General features: G+C 61.3%; 14 protein-coding genes. 6 read left to right on the plus strand and 8 right to left on the minus strand.

The window, feature by feature from the left end; translation table 11 throughout:
* Nucleotides 1-40: 40 nt before the first annotated feature.
* From HU762_RS11460 to cobA, 6 genes are all read left to right on the plus strand, one after another.
* Entirely contained in the window at nucleotides 41-1,252 is a 1,212-nt protein-coding gene (locus tag HU762_RS11460) for a nitrate/nitrite transporter (protein WP_186609882.1), read from the plus strand.
* A 9-nt stretch (nucleotides 1,253-1,261) separates the two neighbouring features.
* Nucleotides 1,262-2,932 carry a bifunctional protein-serine/threonine kinase/phosphatase gene (locus tag HU762_RS11465; protein WP_186636698.1) on the plus strand — a complete coding sequence of 557 codons (1,671 nt, stop codon included), beginning with the start codon at nucleotides 1,262-1,264 and terminating at the stop codon, nucleotides 2,930-2,932.
* 317 nt (nucleotides 2,933-3,249) lie between these two features.
* Complete coding sequence (gene nirB / locus HU762_RS11470) at nucleotides 3,250-5,703, plus strand: nitrite reductase large subunit NirB (protein ID WP_186636701.1); 2,454 nt, start codon at nucleotides 3,250-3,252, stop codon at nucleotides 5,701-5,703.
* A complete protein-coding gene (nirD, locus tag HU762_RS11475) occupies nucleotides 5,700-6,017 on the plus strand; it encodes a nitrite reductase small subunit NirD (RefSeq protein ID WP_025212685.1) in 318 nt (105 codons plus the stop codon). Before nirB ends, nirD begins: the two co-directional genes overlap by 4 nt.
* Complete coding sequence (locus tag HU762_RS11480) at nucleotides 6,017-8,734, plus strand: nitrate reductase (protein ID WP_186636704.1); 2,718 nt, start codon at nucleotides 6,017-6,019, stop codon at nucleotides 8,732-8,734. Before nirD ends, HU762_RS11480 begins: the two co-directional genes overlap by 1 nt.
* A 10-nt stretch (nucleotides 8,735-8,744) precedes the next feature.
* Nucleotides 8,745-9,500 (plus strand): uroporphyrinogen-III C-methyltransferase, encoded by a 756-nt coding sequence (gene cobA / locus HU762_RS11485; protein ID WP_186636707.1) that lies wholly within the window; start codon nucleotides 8,745-8,747, stop codon nucleotides 9,498-9,500.
* A gap of 128 nt (nucleotides 9,501-9,628) precedes the next feature.
* On the opposite strand, the gene HU762_RS11490 is transcribed toward cobA, so the two are convergent.
* The 8 genes from HU762_RS11490 to ppsA all read right to left on the minus strand — a co-directional run bounded on the left by HU762_RS11490 (nucleotide 9,629) and on the right by ppsA (nucleotide 17,678).
* Nucleotides 9,629-10,663 carry an OmpA family protein gene (locus tag HU762_RS11490; protein ID WP_058542369.1) on the minus strand — a complete coding sequence of 345 codons (1,035 nt, stop codon included), beginning with the start codon at nucleotides 10,661-10,663 and terminating at the stop codon, nucleotides 9,629-9,631.
* A 107-nt stretch (nucleotides 10,664-10,770) separates the two neighbouring features.
* Complete coding sequence (gene sigX, locus HU762_RS11495; protein WP_025212681.1) at nucleotides 10,771-11,361, minus strand: RNA polymerase sigma factor SigX; 591 nt, start codon at nucleotides 11,359-11,361, stop codon at nucleotides 10,771-10,773.
* A 91-nt stretch (nucleotides 11,362-11,452) separates the two neighbouring features.
* Complete coding sequence (locus tag HU762_RS11500) at nucleotides 11,453-12,277, minus strand: mechanosensitive ion channel domain-containing protein (RefSeq protein WP_045155488.1); 825 nt, start codon at nucleotides 12,275-12,277, stop codon at nucleotides 11,453-11,455.
* Nucleotides 12,278-12,279: 2 nt separating this feature from the next.
* Entirely contained in the window at nucleotides 12,280-12,525 is a 246-nt protein-coding gene (locus tag HU762_RS11505) for a hypothetical protein (protein ID WP_014337331.1), read from the minus strand.
* A gap of 63 nt (nucleotides 12,526-12,588) precedes the next feature.
* Nucleotides 12,589-13,584 (minus strand): zinc transporter ZntB, encoded by a 996-nt coding sequence (locus HU762_RS11510; protein WP_186636710.1) that lies wholly within the window; start codon nucleotides 13,582-13,584, stop codon nucleotides 12,589-12,591.
* A 25-nt stretch (nucleotides 13,585-13,609) separates the two neighbouring features.
* Nucleotides 13,610-14,101: a ribonuclease E activity regulator RraA gene (gene rraA, locus HU762_RS11515; protein WP_041021633.1), complete on the minus strand. Its 492-nt coding sequence runs from the start codon at nucleotides 14,099-14,101 to the stop codon at nucleotides 13,610-13,612.
* 127 nt (nucleotides 14,102-14,228) lie between these two features.
* Nucleotides 14,229-15,218, minus strand: coding sequence for an alpha/beta fold hydrolase (locus HU762_RS11520; protein ID WP_186636712.1), 990 nt, complete (start codon nucleotides 15,216-15,218; stop codon nucleotides 14,229-14,231).
* Nucleotides 15,219-15,302: 84 nt separating this feature from the next.
* The gene (ppsA, locus tag HU762_RS11525; RefSeq protein WP_186636715.1) at nucleotides 15,303-17,678 is read right to left on the minus strand and encodes a phosphoenolpyruvate synthase; all 2,376 of its coding nucleotides are present in this window, start codon (nucleotides 17,676-17,678) and stop codon (nucleotides 15,303-15,305) included.
* Nucleotides 17,679-17,747 lie beyond the last annotated feature (69 nt).

Raw genomic sequence — 17,747 nt, forward strand, 5'->3', positions numbered from 1 at the left:
ACTGACTCATTTCTCGAGACTTTTACAGCTGAGGTGCGCGATGAATTCAAGCTTCTGGAAATCCGGCCACACCCCGACATTGTTCGCGGCCTTCCTCTATTTCGACCTGAGCTTCATGGTCTGGTACCTGCTCGGTCCACTGGCGGTACAGATCTCCGCCGACCTGCACTTGACCACCCAACAGCGCGGCCTGATGGTGGCGACACCGATCCTGGCCGGCGCCGTGCTGCGACTGTTCATGGGCCTGCTGGCCGACCGGATTTCACCCAAGACCGCCGGCATGGTCGGCCAGGTGATTGTGATCGGTGCGCTGTTCTGCGCCTGGAAACTGGGCATCCACAGCTACGAACAAGCACTGCTGCTGGGCCTGTTCCTGGGTGTCGCCGGCGCTTCGTTCGCCGTCGCCCTGCCGTTGGCGTCCCAGTGGTATCCGCCGCAGCATCAGGGCAAGGCCATGGGCATCGCCGGTGCGGGTAACTCAGGCACCGTGCTCGCCGCGTTGATCGCACCGGTCATGGCCGTGGCCTTCGGCTGGACCAACGTGTTCGGTTTCGCGGTGATCCCACTGGTGATCACCCTGGTGCTCTTTGCCTGGCTGGCCAAGAACGCTCCGGAGCGGCCGAAAGCCAAATCCATGGCCGACTACCTCAAGGCCTTGGGCGACCGTGACAGCTGGTGGTTCATGTTCTTCTACAGTGTGACCTTTGGCGGGTTCATCGGCCTGGCCAGCGCCCTGCCCGGCTACTTCAACGACCAATATGGCCTGAGCCCGGTCACCGCCGGCTACTACACCGCGGCCTGCGTGTTCGGTGGCAGCCTGATGCGTCCATTGGGCGGCGCGCTGGCGGACCGTTTCGGCGGCATCCGCACCTTGCTGGGCATGTACACCGTGGCGGCTGTCTGCATCGCCGCGGTCGGCTTCAACCTGCCGAGCTCCTATGCGGCGCTGGCCCTGTTCGTCTGCACCATGCTCGGCTTGGGTGCGGGCAACGGCGCAGTGTTCCAACTGGTGCCACAACGCTTCCGCCGCGAGATCGGCGTGATGACCGGCTTGATCGGCATGGCCGGCGGCATCGGCGGCTTCGCCCTCGCGGCGGGCATGGGCGCGATCAAGCAGAGCACCGGCAGCTATCAACTGGCGCTGTGGTTGTTCGCCAGCCTCGGTGTGCTGGCCTGGTTCGGCCTGTATGGCGTGAAACGTCGCTGGAGAACCACTTGGGGTTCGGCAGCGGTCACCGCGGCTCGGGTATAACCGGTCACCATGAGCCTGCAACTGAGTTTCGCCGAAGCCAGCGCTATCGGCCCACGGGAGGAAAACCAGGACGCCCTGCGCCTGGTCACCCCGGCCCCGGCGCTGGCCGCCAGCAAAGGTTACCTGTTCGCCATCGCCGACGGCGTGAGCCAATGCGCCGACGGCGGATTGGCCGCCCGTTCGACCTTGCAGGCCCTGGCCCTGGATTACTATTCCACCCCGCAGACCTGGGGCGTGGCCCAAGCGCTCGACCGGCTGCTGCTGGCGCAAAATCGCTGGTTGCAGGCCAACGGTGGCGGGCAACCGCTGCTCACCACCGTCAGCGCGCTGGTCCTGCGGGGTCGACGCTTCACCCTCGCCCATGTCGGCGATTGCCGGGTCTATCGCTGGCACGCCGATCATCTGCAACGGGTCAGCGAAGACCATGTCTGGGAACAACAGGGCATGCAACATGTGCTCAAGCGTGCCCTGGGCTTGGATCAGCATCTGATCCTGGACTTCCTCGACGGTGAATTGCGCACCGATGAAACCTTCGTGCTGCTCAGCGACGGCGTCTGGGCGGTTTTGGGGGATACGGCCATTGCCGGCATCCTTCGTGACCAGCCGGACCTGAATCTCGCGGCGCAGACCTTGGTCAACGCCGCGCATCTGGCCGGGAGCCAGGACAACGCCAGTGCCCTGCTGGTGCGCGTCGATGCCTTGGGCGAAGCCAGCATCGGCGATGCGCTGATCCAATTGCAGCAATGGCCCCTGCCGCCTGCGTTGAAACCGGGCCAAGTGTTCGAGGGCTGGCAGATCGAGAGCCTGCTCGGCCAGAGCCAGCAGTCGTTGCTTTACCGGGTCCACGACGGTCAGGGCCAACCCTGGCTGCTGAAAACCTTGCCCGTGCACCTGCGGGACGATAGCCGGGCCGGGCAAGCGTTGCTGTCGGAAGAATGGTTTCTCAAGCGCGTCGCGGGCAGGCAGTTTCCGGAAGTGCACGGCGTGCCCCAGCGCCAGCATTTGTACTACGTGATGCGCGAATACCAGGGCGAGACCTTGGCCGAGCTGTTCAGCCAGGGCGGGCCGTTGCCCCTCGCCCAGTGGCTGGACCTGGCGCAACGGCTGGTACGGGCGGTCGGCCTGCTGCATCGCCGGCAGATTTATCACCGCGACATCAAGCCGGAAAACCTGCACCTGGGCGACGACGGGGAATTGCGCTTGCTGGATTTCGGCTTGGCGTACTGCCCGGGCCTGTCCGAAGACCAGGCCAACGTCTTGCCCGGCACGCCCAGCTACATCGCTCCGGAGGCATTCGGCGGCACATTGCCTACGGCGCAGCAGGATTTGTACGCCGTCGGCGTGACGCTGTATTACCTGCTGACCGGGCATTATCCCTACGGCGAAATCGAAGCCTTCCAACGTCCGCGCTTTGGCGTGTCGGTGAGTGCCCATCGTTATCGGCCCGACCTGCCTGAATGGCTTGGGCTAAGCCTGGATCGCGCGGTGGCGGCGGACCCAGCTCAGCGCTTTGAAACCGCCGAAGAATGGTTATTGCTACTGGAACAAGGCGAGCGCCGCAGCTTGAGCGTAAGGCCTCGGCCGCTGCTGGAACGAGAGCCGCTGAAGGTCTGGCGGACGTTGGCGCTGGGGTCGTTGGTGGTGAATGTTGTGCTGTTGTTTCTGGTTTTTCATTCATGACACCAACCCCACCGCGCTCCATTACCGGGCAACACGCTTTGATTCGGTGCAATAACTCCCCCTCCAACGCGCCCGCCCCTCGCTTGCCCCAATAAATCCGGGTCCCCGAGCCACTTGGCACAACCACTGCATAACCTCTCTCACCATACATAAAGCAACGCCTCCAACGATGAAGGCGGTGCTTCCCGAGAGAACGGGACCAGGACAAAGGCGTCCTCGCTAGGCCACTAGCGAGACGCCTTTTTTTGTTTTCGTAAAAATGTCGAGCCAGTCCGATCGCCGTGATGAAACCGGACCTGAGCTTGCGGAGAACCCTGATGAAAAAACTCAAACTGGTAATGATCGGCAACGGCATGGCCGGGGTTCGCACCCTCGAGGAACTGCTCAAGCTGAGCAACGAGCTCTACGACATCACGGTATTCGGCGCCGAGCCTCACACCAATTACAACCGCATCCTGCTGTCGCCGGTGCTGGCCGGGGAGCAAACGTTCGAAGACATCGTGCTCAACGACCTGAGCTGGTACTTGGAAAACAACATCAAGTTGCTGCTCAACCGCAAAGTCGTGGAGATCGATCGCATCAAGCGCCGGGTCATCGCCGAAGACGGTAGCGAAGCCGAGTACGACCGCCTGCTGATCGCCACCGGCTCTACGCCGTTCATCTTGCCGATCCCCGGCAACACCCTGGACGGCGTGATTGGCTACCGCGACATCGCCGACACCCAAGCGATGATCGACACCGCCAAGACTCACAAGCACGCCGTGGTGATCGGCGGCGGCTTGCTGGGCCTGGAAGCCGCCAACGGCCTGAAGTTGCGCGGCATGGACGTGACCGTCGTGCACATCGGTGAATGGCTGTTGGAACGGCAACTTGACAAGACCAGCGGCCAACTGCTGCAAACCGCCCTGGAAAACCGTGGCCTCAAGTTCCGCCTGTGTGAACAGACCCAGGCCCTGCACGACGCCGGCAATGGCCGGGTCGGCTCGGTACAGTTCAAGAACGGCGACATCATCCCCGCCGACCTGGTGGTGATGGCCGCCGGCATCCGCCCCAACACCGAACTTGCGGAAAAATCCGGCATCCCGTGCAACCGCGGGATCCTGGTCAACGACACGATGCAAACCTACGATCCGCGCGTCTATGCCATCGGCGAATGCGCCAGCCACCGTGGCACGGCTTATGGCTTGGTGGCCCCGTTGTTCGAACAAGCCAAGGTCTGCGCCAATCACCTCGCGCAACTGGGCTTCGCCACTTACAAGGGCTCGGTCACGTCGACCAAGTTGAAAGTCACCGGCATCGACCTGTTTTCCGCCGGGGATTTCATGGGTGGCGAAGGCACCGAGACCATCACCCTTTCCGACCCGATCGGTGGCGTCTACAAAAAACTGGTGATCAAGGATGACGTGCTGGTCGGCGCCTGCCTGTACGGCGACACGGCGGATGGCGGCTGGTATTTCCGCCAGATCCGTGAGAACCACGCCATCAGCGAGATCCGCGATCACCTGATGTTTGGGGAAAACGCTTTAGGCGACGTAGGCCACCAAGGCCAGGACAAAGCCATGAGCATGGCCGACACGGCCGAAGTCTGCGGCTGCAACGGCGTGTGCAAGGGCACCATCGTCAAGGCCATCCAGGAACACGGGCTATTCAGCGTCGATGACGTGAAAAAACACACCAAGGCCGCCAGTTCCTGCGGCTCCTGCGCCGGCCTGGTGGAACAGATCCTGATCAACACCGTGGGCGGTGCGGCGGACGTCAAGCCGAAAAGCGAAAAAGCCATCTGCGGCTGCAGCGACCTCAACCACGGCCAGATCCGTCAGGCGATCCGCGACCAGCACCTGCTGACCATCGCCGGGACCATGAGCTATTTGAACTGGCGCACTCCCAACGGCTGCGCGACGTGCCGCCCGGCCCTGAACTATTACCTGATCTCCACCTGGCCAGGCGAAGCCCAGGACGACCCGCAGTCGCGCCTGATCAACGAGCGGGCCCACGCCAACATCCAGAAAGACGGCACCTATTCGGTGGTTCCGCGGATGTGGGGCGGCGTGACCAACCCTTCCGAACTGCGGCGCATCGCCGACGTGGCCGACAAGTACAACGTGCCGATGGTCAAGGTCACCGGCGGGCAGCGCATCGATCTGCTGGGCATCAAGAAGCAGGATTTGCCCGGCGTGTGGAAAGACCTCGACATGCCGTCCGGCCACGCCTACGGCAAGTCCATCCGCACCGTGAAGACCTGCGTGGGCAGCGAGTTCTGCCGCTTCGGCACGCAGAACTCCACCCAGCTTGGCATCGAGCTCGAGCACGATCTGTTCAACATGTGGTCGCCGCACAAGGTGAAGTTGGCTGTCTCCGGTTGCCCACGCAACTGCTCGGAAGCCGGCATCAAGGACGTCGGCATTATCGGCGTCGATTCTGGCTGGGAGATGTACATCGGTGGCAACGGCGGGATCAAGACCGAGGTCGCCGAGTTCTTCGTCAAGCTCAAGACCGCCGAAGAAGTCCGCGAATACAACGGTGCTTTCCTGCAGCTGTACCGCGAGGAAGCCTTTTACCTGGAACGCACCGTGCACTACATGCAACGGGTCGGCATGGAACACATCAAGAAAGCCGTGTTGGAAGACCCGGAGCGGCGCAAGGCCCTTCATGAACGCCTGAAGTTTTCCTTGTCGCTGGAACAAGACCCGTGGAAGCAACGCCTGGAACAGCCTCAGTTGAAAAAAGAGTTCGAAGTCATCCCTGTGAAGACCTTGGAGGTGCCGGCATGAACTGGCTGGATATCTGCGCGCTGGAAGAGATCAATATCCTCGGTTCGCGCATCATCAATGGCCCGAAAGGCGACATCGCGATTTTCCGCACCAGCGACGACGAGGTGTTCGCCCTCGATGACCGTTGCCCGCACAAGGGTGGCCCGCTGTCCCAAGGGTTGGTCTACGGCAAGCGCGTCGCCTGCCCGTTGCACAACTGGCAGATCGACCTGGAGAGCGGCCAGGCCCAGGCCCCCGACGTGGGCTGCGCCCATCATCATTCGGCGCGGGTCGAGAACGGCCGGGTCATGCTCGCCCTGCGGGACGCAAGCTGATGAACCGCCAGATCACTGCCTCGACCTGCTGTTATTGCGGGGTCGGTTGCGGCGTCCTGATCGAGCATGACGGCGAGCGCATCCTTGGCGTCAGCGGCGATCCCGCCCATCCGGCCAACTTCGGCAAACTGTGCAGCAAGGGCTCGACCCTGCACCTGACCGGCGACCTCGCCGCGCGCGCCCTGTATCCCGAGCTACGCCTGGGTAAAAGCCTGGCCAGGGGCCGCACCGACTGGGACAGCGCCCTGGATCACGCCGCCAGCGTCTTCGCCGACACGATCGCCGAGCACGGCCCCGACAGCGTGGCGTTCTACATCTCCGGCCAATTGCTGACCGAGGATTACTACGCCTTCAACAAACTTGCCCGGGCATTGGTGGGCACCAACAACATCGACAGTAATTCGCGGCTGTGCATGTCCTCCGCCGTGGTGGGCTACAAGCGCAGCCTCGGTGCCGACGCCCCACCCTGCAGCTACGAAGACCTGGAGCTGAGCGACTGCGTGATGATTGTCGGCAGCAACATGGCCTACGCCCATCCGATCCTGTTTCGCCGCCTCGAAGAGGCCAAATCCCGCCGGCCGCAGATGAAAATCATCGTCATCGATCCCCGGCGCACCGACACCTGCGACCTGGCCGACCTGCACCTGGCGATTCTGCCGGGCACCGACGTGGCCTTGTTCCATGGGATTTTGCACTTGCTGCTGTGGGAAGACTGGGTCGACCGCAGCTTCATCAAGGCCCATACCGAAGGCCTGGCGGACCTGAAGAATCTGGTGCGCGACTACACGCCGACGATGGTTGCTCAACTGTGCGGCATCAGCGTCGAGCAACTGCACCAATGCGCCGAATGGGTCGGCACCTCCCCGAGTTTCCTGTCGTTGTGGTGCATGGGCTTGAACCAGTCCACCGCCGGCAGCGCAAAAAACAGCGCGCTGATCAATTTGCACCTGGCCACCGGCCAAATTGGCCGGCCGGGTGCGGGACCGTTCTCGTTGACTGGCCAGCCTAACGCAATGGGCGGCAGGGAAACCGGCAGTCTGTCCAACCTGCTGCCGGGCCATCGCGAAGCGGGCAATCCTGAGCATCGCGCCGAAGTCGCCAGCTATTGGGGCGTGGAACAACTGCCCAGCACTCCGGGGCTGAGCGCCATTGAGCTCTTCGAACAGGTGCGCAGCGGCAAGATCAAGGCCCTGTGGATCGCCTGCACCAACCCGGCCCAATCGATGCCGGACCAGACCGCCGTGCGCGAAGCCCTGCAAACCTGCCCGTTCGTGGTGTTGCAGGAAGCCTTCCGAACTACCGAGACCGCCGCGTTTGCCGACCTGTTGCTGCCGGCGGCCAGTTGGGGCGAAAAGGAAGGCTCGGTGACCAATTCCGAACGGCGTATTTCCCACGTTCGCCGGGCAATAAACGCACCGGGCGAAGCACGTCCGGACTGGGCCATCACCGTGGATTTCGCACAGCGCCTGGAAAAACGCCTGCGCCCGAACCTACCCAGCCTGTTCGCCTTCGACGCCCCGGCCCAACTGTTCGATGAATACAAACAACTGACCCGCGGCCGCGACCTGGACCTGTCCGGCATCAGCCATGCGTTGATCGATCAACTTGGCCCACAACAATGGCCTTTCCCGGAAGGCGCCACGGTTGGAACGGCGCGTTTGTATGTGGACGGGATTTTTCCTACCGACAGTGGCCGTGCCCGGTTTATGGCCGAACCCTATCGCGCCGCCAAGGAGCTACGTGACGCACGCTACCCGCTGACCCTGAACACCGGTCGTCTGCGGGACCAATGGCACGGCATGAGCCGCACCGGCACCGCTGCGCAATTGTTTGGGCATGTGAACGAAGCCGTGCTGAGCCTGCATCCGGACGAACTGAATCGCCATCGTCTGCGAGCCGGCGATCTGGTCAGCCTGAAAAGCCGTCGCGGCAGCGTGATCGTGGCAGTGGACAGTGACGAGAGCGTTCGCCCTGGCCAAGCCTTCCTGCCCATGCATTGGGGCGACCGGTTTCTCAAGGGCGGCGTAAATACCCTGACTCAACCGGCTTTCGACCCGTTGTCGAAACAGCCGGAACTCAAGCACAGCGGCGTGCGCCTGGAACCGGTGAACCTGCCTTGGCAACTTTTCGCCTTGGTCGAGGGCGATGTTCAGCAGCATCTGGAGACGCTGCGTCCGCTGTGTGAGGCGTTTGCCTACGTCAGCCTGAGCCTGACTGGACGCGAACGCCCCGCGCTGCTGATCCGCGCTGCCAGCGCCGTTGCGCCAGAACCGCAACTGCTACAGGCGATCGACGAACAACTGGGGCTGATCGACGGGCCGGTGCTGGCCTATGACGATCCGCGTCGCTCCATCGGCAAACGGGTACGGATCGAAAATGGTCGTATCACTGCCATTCGCCTGGCCGGCGAAACCCTGGCCCGGCACTGGCTGCAGAACCTGTGGCTGGAAGGCCGTGCCGATGAGCAACTGCGCCGTTGGTTACTGGCACCGCTGAGCGCGCCGCCGGGCAACGTCGGCGCTACCGTGGGCGGTGGCAAGACGCTCTGCAATTGCATGAACGTCAGCCAACGCGCCATCTGCGCCGGCATCGAGCGTGGCTTGGACTTGCAGGGATTGAAAAAAGAACTGGGTTGCGGCACGCAATGCGGTTCCTGCGTACCTGAAATCAAGCGCCTGCTGGTTGCCACCGCGCAACCGGTGGCCGCGATCTCGTGAGGAAAACACTATGAACGCAAAAGTCTGGCTGGTGGGTGCAGGTCCTGGCGACCCTGAATTGCTGACCCTCAAAGCCGTGCGCGCCTTGGGCGAGGCGGATGTGGTGTTGATCGACGATCTGGTCAACGTCGCGGTGCTGGAGCATTGCCCCGCTGCACGCGTCATCGCCGTGGGCAAGCGCGGCGGCTGCCGGTCCACGCCACAGGCATTCATTCACCGGCTGATGTTGCGTTATGCCCGCCAAGGCAAATGCGTGGTGCGCCTCAAGGGCGGCGATCCGTGCATCTTCGGTCGCGGCGGTGAAGAGGCGCAGTGGTTGCGCGAGCATGGGGTCGAAGTGGAATTGGTCAACGGCATCACCGCCGGCCTCGCGGGCGCCACCCAATGCGATATTTCACTGACCCTGCGCGGAATCGCCCGGGGCGTGACCCTGGTCACGGCCCACACTCAGGACGGCAGCAGCCTGAACTGGCAAGCCCTGGCGCAAAGCGGGACCACCCTGGTGGTGTACATGGGCGTGGCGAAACTGAGCGAGATCCGCGAGCAGTTGTTGGCCGGTGGCCTGGCGGCGGACACGCCCGTGGCCATGATCGAAAACGCCTCCCTGCCCCACCAGCGCGACTGCCGCAGCGACCTGGCCTCGATGGAAGCCGATGCCAGCGCGTTTCAACTCAAGAGCCCGGCGATCCTGGTGATTGGCGCGGTGGCCGGCGCTGCTGAACTGCCCGCTTCGCAGCGTGCCTGGGCGCGGGCTTCAGCCCTGTAGTGGCGAGGGGGCTTGTTCCCTCGCCACGGATTCGGCGCCACCCTTGAATGGCGTCTCAGCCCTGATTCATAAATCGCACGCAAAGAAAAACCCGGCCTAGGCCGGGTTTTTCCGAAGCTGTGGGCTAATTACTTAGCTTGGGCTTCAACCTGCGCTTCTACGCGACGGTTAACTGCACGACCAGCTTCAGTGGCGTTGTCAGCAACTGGGCGGGATTCGCCGTAGCCAACAGACTGAACGCGGGACGATTCAACACCGTACTGGTTGGTCAGAACTTGCTTAACGGCGTTTGCACGACGCTCAGACAGCTTCTGGTTGTAAGCGTCAGGACCGACGGAGTCAGTGTGACCTTCAACAGTGGTGCTGGTGGATGGGTACTGCTTCATGAAATCAGCCAGGTTCTTGATGTCGCCGTAGCTGTTTTCTTTAACGACCGACTTGTCGAAGTCGAACTTGACGTCCAGCTCAACACGTACGACTTCAGCAACAGCTGGGCAGCCATCAGCGTCAACGGTTACGTTGGCTGGGGTGTCAGGGCACTTGTCGACGTTGTCGCACACGCCATCGTTGTCGCTGTCGGAGCAGACTTCAGCTGGCGCTGGAACTGGAGCAGCAGCAGGCTTGGAGCCGCCACCGAAGTTCACACCGATACCGACGCTTGGCGCCCACTCGGTGTCGCCCTGGTCGATGTTGTACTGAGCTTCAACGCCGGCACGGGCGTAGAAGTTGTCAGTGAAATACAGCTTGGCGCCGCCACCAACGTTGGCGAAGGTAGAACGGTTACGACCGTTGCTGCCATTCTGGTCGATGCTCTGGTCCGAGAAACCGGCAGAGACGTATGGACGCAGCATGTCGCCTGGGTTGTTGAAGTGGTACAGAGCGTCCAGAGCGGTGTTGGCGCCCTTGACGTTAGTGCCATCGTCGGTACGTGCGTTGTGCACTTCGTCGTAGGCCAGACGCAGTTCAACGTCGTCGGTCAGGAAGTAACCGACCGAACCGCCGAACAGGTTGCCGTTGTTCTTGAAGTCACGAGCGCTGTCGAACATTTCTTTCTTGGCGAAGCCTTCGATTTCAACTGCGCCTTGGCCTTGTGCCAGAGCGCCGAACGAAGTGGCAGCAATTAAAGAACCAATGGCAAAGCCCAAGGTGTTTTTCAGTTTCATCCGTTAAATCCCCATCTGGTGATTGTGAAGCAGTCCCGCAAACCGGGGGACAACTCGGCGGCAAGTCTATCAGAACTTGCCTACACGTAAGAGATATTTGCGCCGAACTAAGTTTCAGCAATGCCCGCAAATTTCTCACGTAGCTTATCGAGAGCGCGCTTGTAACGCATTTTTGTCGCACTCAAACCCATATGCATTATGTCTGCGATCTCCTGGAATTCCAGTTCTGCGACAAATCGTAGCACCAGAATTTCCCGATCGATCGGGTTCACATAAACCAGCCAGCGATCGAGTCCACCTTTTTCCTCGGGCTTGGGCGCCTTTTCTTCGGACGCTTCCTCGAGAGGGTCAAGGCTCAATGCATCCATCAAGCGACGCTTTCGCCGTTCCTTGCGATACTGCGTGATGCATTCGTTGTAAGTGATGCTGTATAGCCAAGTCTTGAACTTCGATTTCCCCTCGAAGTTCTTCAGGCCGTACAGCACCTTCAACATCACCTCCTGACAGACATCGTCAGCGTCGCGATCGTTCCCAAGATATCGTGCACAAACGTTAAATAATGTCCGCTGGTAGCGGCGCATCAACTCTTCGTAGGCCCGCGTAACGTGAAACAGCTCCGTATGCGCGCGCGCGACCAACTCCTCATCAGAGAGATCACGGGGGTCGTAGCGCGTGGATAGCGATTGGGGTTTGTTCAAAACAAGTCGGGCCGACAGTCTAGGTCAATGTGCGCCGCACCCTGCGGTGGCAGGCATTTCGCGGCGGCATACATTAGCAGGGTTTGCCGGGTTAGCGGCTACTCACATGCTGTTCCAGCAGGATCCGATTGGAAAGCGACACCAGCTCGCCCTCTTCGGTCAGCAATGTGGTTTTCACCGTGCCGATCTCTTCGATCTGGCCTTCGACCTCGCCAACACGCACTTGTTGTCCAACCTCATACAGCTCACGCACATAGATTCCCGCAAGAATCTGACCGGCGATTTCCCGGCTTCCCAACCCCATTGCCAGCGCAACCGCCAGACCAACGGTAATCAAGACAATCACGATCACATGGTTGAGCAGGTCAGTCTTGACCTCCAACTGGCTGATCGCGACCGAAATACTGATGATGATGACAAGCCCTTGGGCTATTCGCCCAAGTCCCGAAGCGTAGTCCAGTCCAACGCCCTCGGCGGCGCCGCGTACCAGCCCGTTGGCCAGTTGCGCCAACAGGACGCCCACCAGCAACACCAACGCCGCGCCAAACACCTTCGGCAAATACAGCGCAAGCATGTCGAGCGTAGCTGAAACGCGCTCCAGGCCCAGGGATTCAGCCGCCGACACAAGAAATATAAGCAGCACGAACCAATAGACGATCTTGCCCACCAGCGTCGAGATCGGCACCTGGATGCCGCCGCGAGACAACAGTTTGGTCAGGCCGGTGCCGCCCATCAGGCGGTCGAGGCCCAATTTGGCGAGCAGCTTGGAAAGCAGCGTGTCCAGCAGCTTGGCCACGACGAACCCCAGCAACAGCACCACCAGGGCGCCAAAAAGGTTGGGGATAAAATTAGCTATCTTGGTCCACAACGCAGTCATTGCCGTGACGAGGCTCTGGGTCCAGAGATCAAGTTCCATATTCAATCAGCCTTATCAGCGGTGCGAGTAACAGGTTTGCGACGGGAAACCGGCGAGACATGGGCCGACCCGTTGTTCAACGCGATCATCAGCGCGGGCAACCAACGGCCCAGCAGGCTGAACAGATCGCCGGCGCCGACCTGGCGGTTGGCGGTTTTCAGTACACGCCCCAGGCATGCATCGTCGTCCCGGCTGGACGGCGAGGCCTTGAGCATGTCGCGCAGAGACTGTTCGAACGGATCGTGCATACGCACCTCTCGTGATGTCTGTGGAAGACGCGACCAGATTTCGTCGGGTCACATGAAAGCCCATCACACCCAACGCAAACGGCGGAATAACCACCATTGCCCCAAGGCCACGCACGCCATCAGCAGGCAGGCGACCAGGAATCCGTAAGGGCTGTCGGACAAGGGAATGCCGCCGACATTGATACCCAGCAGGCCGGTGAGAAAACTCATCGGCAGGAAGATCCCGGTAATGATGCCGAAGCGGTACATGGTGCGGTTCATGCGCACCGAAAGACGCCGGTCCTCGGCCTCCAGCACAAGCCCCACGCGCTCTCGGGTCAATTCCAGCTCTTCGAGGTAGCGCGTCAGGCTGTTGTTCAATTCATTCCAATAGTCGCCATCGTCCTCGACGAACCAAGGCAACTTGATCCGCGACATCTGGCCGAAGATGTCCCGCTGTGGCGCCAGGAATCGCTTCAGCCCGGCGGCCCTGCGACGGATGTGCAAAATGGCGTCGTGCTCGGGTGTATACCGTTCGTCGGTATCGAGTTTTTCTTCCTCGCTGTCGACGATTTCAGACAGGCACGTCACCAGGTCCTGCACTTTATTGGTCAGGTATTGCGCCATATAAAGGATGAGTTCCGACGCGGTCTTCGGACCCTTGCCTTCAACCAGCTCCGCCAGCAGCTCATCGGTGGCGCGCAGTGGACGCAACCGCAGGGAGATCACACGCTGGGCCGAGGCAAAGATGCGCACCGACACCATGTCTTCAGGCTCGGCACCCGGATTGAGGTTGATCCCGCGAAGAAACAGCAGCAATTCGGCATTGGGCAGGGGCAACAAGCGTGGCCGGGTGTTCTCTTCCAGCAACAGATCGCAGTTGAATTCACTCAAGCCACTGGATTTGCGCAACCACGTATGGGTTTGTGGATGGCTGCGATCCCAGTGCAGCCACAGGCTTTCATGGGCCTGCAACTGCAAATCGTCAAGTTCGGTCCGGGCTATCGAACGCGCGCCGCCTTTACCATCCAGCACCAGGGCATGAACCAGCCCCCATTGCGCGTTTTCTTCCTCGAACATCCTCATCCCTTATGGCTATTTCGTTTCATTCAGGCATTTTCAGCGGGCTTGGCGAGACGATCACGCCGTTGTTGTCCGCATAGACATACTCGCCCGGACGAAAGGTCACGCCGGCGAAGGTCACGGCAACATTGAGATCGCCGATGCCGCGCTTGTCGGTTTTCATCGGATGACTGGCCAGGGCCTGGACGCCCAGGTCGGTCTGGGCAATGACGTCGACGTCGCGGATGCAACCGTAGATCACCAAGCCTTCCCAGCCGTTCTTCGCGGCTTTTTCCGCGAGCATGTCGCCCAGCAGGGCCCGACGCAGGGAACCGCCGCCATCCACGACCAGCACTTTCCCATTGCCCTTGAGTTCAACCTGCTCCTTGACCAGCGAGTTGTCTTCGAAGCACTTGATGGTCACGATTTCGCCGCCGAACGAATCGCGGCCACCGAAATTGCTGAACATCGGCTCCAATACTTGCACCAGGTCCGGATAGGCATCGCACAGGTCGGGCGTGAGGTAATGGTTCATCGAACAACTCCTGCAGGGCTTGAACGTCTGGCTGAATGAACAACCGTTTGTGACCGGAACAACGTAGCGCGTCATATCTTAGCCGCTAGCCGACCAGAGCGAAATGCCCCTGTCCAGGGCCTTCGCGTTAAACAGCTTCGGCCAATCCGGACGGTTCCGCCAACAGCGGCGCGCATTGATTTTCCAGCCAGCGCGCCACCAGCGGCCAGACCTCGGCGTGCGCGGCTTTGCTGACGAGCATTTGAACATGGCCAAAATCGTCGCTGAAGCCCTGCTCCCGGCCGAGACAGACGAACTGTTTGTACCCGGAACCGATCTGCTCGAACAACTTACGACAGGCCCAGGTCGGGTCCTGACGATCGCCGGCGGCACTCACCGCCAGCACCGGCACTTGCACATCGGCCAGGCCTGCCCACCAGTTTTTTTCGGCATCGCCGAAACGCCCGAACAGCCCATACCAGCGCATGCTCTCCAGGGCCAGCCCGATGGGCTCGTCCTCCGGGCCGCGCTTGAGCCTTGAGCCAGACAGTTGCGCAAACCGCTTGAGGATGAATCTTCCGCTCCACTCCACCGGCGGAATTTTCAGCGGCCAATAGGTGCGGCTGACCTGAGTACCGAAAAACGCCGCCGACGCCACGGCGGGCTCGCCCAGATAATGCCCGCCCAAGGCTGCCGCCAAGGTAATGCCACCCAGGGAATGACCGATCCAATGGGGCACCTGGCCGCTTTGCTCACGCACAAAGGCGCCGATGGCCGGCAAGTCGTAACGGGCATAGTCGGCGACGCGGTTGTTGCGGTAGCCCCGGTTGCGTTGGGACAGCCCATGACCGCGCATCTCGGGAATCCAGACATCGAACCCACGCCGCACCAGATACGCCCCAAGCCCAAGGCCCTTGGGCGAATACCAGAAGCGCCGGTTGGAAAAGCTGCCGTGCAGCAGGATCACCGGGACGCCACGGCGTTCGCCGGCATCCGCCATGCCCAGGCGGGTGACGGCCAGTTCGACGCTGTAGTCCGGGCTGTTGCCGGGTTTCAAACGATAGACATCTTCGCTCAGATCACCACGCCGCTCGGCGCTGATCAGGGCGACAGGAAATAAGTTGCTGCTGCTTTGCATGATGCTCTTGCACAAAAAAGGCGGATTCCGTGCGGAGCCCGCCCTGCTTCAATCAAAAGGGGCCAACGGGGCCCCTTCACTCAATCAGACCGCAGCCTGACCCTCAGCCAGGAAGAACCAGGTTTCCAGTACGGAGTCCGGGTTCAGCGAAACGCTTTCGATGCCCTGCTCCATCAGCCACTTGGCCAGGTCAGGGTGGTCCGAAGGGCCTTGGCCGCAGATACCAATGTACTTGCCGGCCTTGTTACAGGCGGCGATGGCATTGGCCAGCAACTTCTTCACCGCCGGGTTCCGCTCGTCGAACAGGTGGGCGATGATCCCGGAGTCGCGATCCAGGCCCAGGGTCAACTGGGTCAGGTCGTTGGAGCCGATGGAGAAACCGTCGAAGAATTCGAGGAATTCTTCAGCCAGGATCGCGTTGGACGGCAGTTCGCACATCATGATCACGCGAAGGCCGTTTTCGCCACGGGCCAGGCCGTTTTCCGCCAGCAGGTCGACCACTTGGCTCGCTTCGCCGAGGGTGCGCACGAACGGCACCATGATCTCGACGTTGGTCAGGCCCATCTCGTTGCGCACGCGCTTGAGGGCGCGGCACTCAAGCTCGAAGCAGTCACGGAAAGATTCGCTGATATACCGCGAAGCGCCACGAAAGCCCAGCATCGGGTTTTCTTCTTCCGGCTCGTAGAGCTTGCCGCCGATCAGGTTGGCGTATTCGTTGGACTTGAAGTCCGACAGGCGCACGATGACCTTTTTCGGGTAGAACGCCGCTGCCAGGGTACTGATGCCTTCCACCAGCTTCTCGACATAGAAACCGACCGGGTCGTTGTAGCCGGCGATACGCTTGTCGACGCTGTCCTTGATTTCCTGAGGCAAGCCGTCGTAGTTCAGCAGTGCCTTGGGGTGCACGCCGATCATGCGGTTGATGATGAATTCGAGGCGGGCCAGGCCCACGCCGGCATTCGGCAACTGCGCGAAGTCGAAAGCGCGGTCCGGGTTGCCGACGTTCATCATGATCTTGAACGGCAGCTCCGGCATCGCGTCCACGGAGTTTTTCTTGATGTCGAAGCCCAGCTCGCCTTCGAAGATGTAGCCGGTATCGCCTTCGGCGCAGGAAACGGTCACGCCCTGGCCGTCCTTGAGCAATTGGGTGGCGTTGCCGCAACCCACCACTGCCGGGATCCCCAGTTCACGGGCAATGATTGCCGCGTGGCAAGTACGCCCGCCACGGTTGGTGACGATGGCGCTGGCGCGCTTCATGACGGGTTCCCAGTCCGGGTCGGTCATGTCGGAAACCAGTACGTCGCCGGCCTGGACCTTGTCCATCTCCGAGACGTCCTTGATGATCCGCACCTTGCCGGCACCGATGCGCTGGCCGATGGCACGACCTTCCACCAGTACGGTGCCGGTTTCCTTGAGCAGGTAGCGCTCCATGACATTGGCCTGGGTGCGGCTCTTCACGGTTTCCGGACGGGCCTGCACGATGTACAGCTTGCCGTCGTCACCGTCCTTGGCCCACTCGATGTCCATCGGGCACTTGTAGTGCTTCTCGATGGTCATGGCCTGCTTGGCCAGTTCGCTGACTTCGGCATCGCTCAGGCAGAAACGCGCGCGATCGGCCTTGTCGACGTCGACAGTTTTCACTGAGCGACCCGCCTTGGCTTCGGCGCCGTAGATCATCTTGATGGCCTTGCTGCCCAGGTTGCGACGCAGGATCGCCGGGCGACCGGCTTCCAGCGTGCCCTTGTGGACATAGAATTCGTCCGGGTTCACCGCGCCTTGTACGACGGTCTCACCCAGGCCGTAGGCACCGGTGATGAACACCACGTCACGGAAACCCGACTCGGTGTCGAGGGTGAACATCACGCCGGCGGTGCCGGTTTCGGAGCGGACCATGCGCTGCACACCGGCGGACAGGGCGACCAGCTTGTGGTCAAAGCCCTGGTGCACGCGGTAGGAAATGGCACGGTCGTTGAAAAGGGAGGCGAAGACTTCCTTGGCGGCCCGGATGACGTTTTCCACGCCACGGATGTTCAGGAAGGTTTCCTGCTGACCGGCAAAGGACGCGTCCGGTAGGTCTTCGGCAGTGGCCGATGAGCGTACGGCGACGGCAATATCGGGGTTGCCTTCGGAGAGCTTGGCAAAGGCGGTGCGGATTTCGGCGTTCAGCTTCTCGGGGAATTCGGCTTCCATGATCCATTGGCGGATCTGGGCGCCGGTCTTGGCCAGGGCATTGACGTCATCGACGTCGAGGGCGTCGAGCGCATCGTGGATCTGCTGGTTCAGGCCGCTCAGTTCCAGGAAATCACGATAAGCCTGGGCGGTCGTGGCGAAGCCACCTGGCACCGATACACCGGCGCCGGCGAGGTTACTGATCATCTCGCCCAGGGATGCGTTCTTGCCCCCCACATGCTCTACATCATGGACGCCGAGCTTATCGAGGGAAACTACGTACTCTACCAAGGTGATCTCTCCACTAACTGTGTTGGAAAAGCTCAAGAACCGGTAGCTCCAGGGGAGCGAGTCACCGGC

The sequence above is a fragment of the Pseudomonas sp. SWRI92 genome (assembly GCF_014268685.1).
Taxonomy (GTDB): Bacteria; Pseudomonadota; Gammaproteobacteria; order Pseudomonadales; family Pseudomonadaceae; genus Aquipseudomonas; species Aquipseudomonas marvdashtae.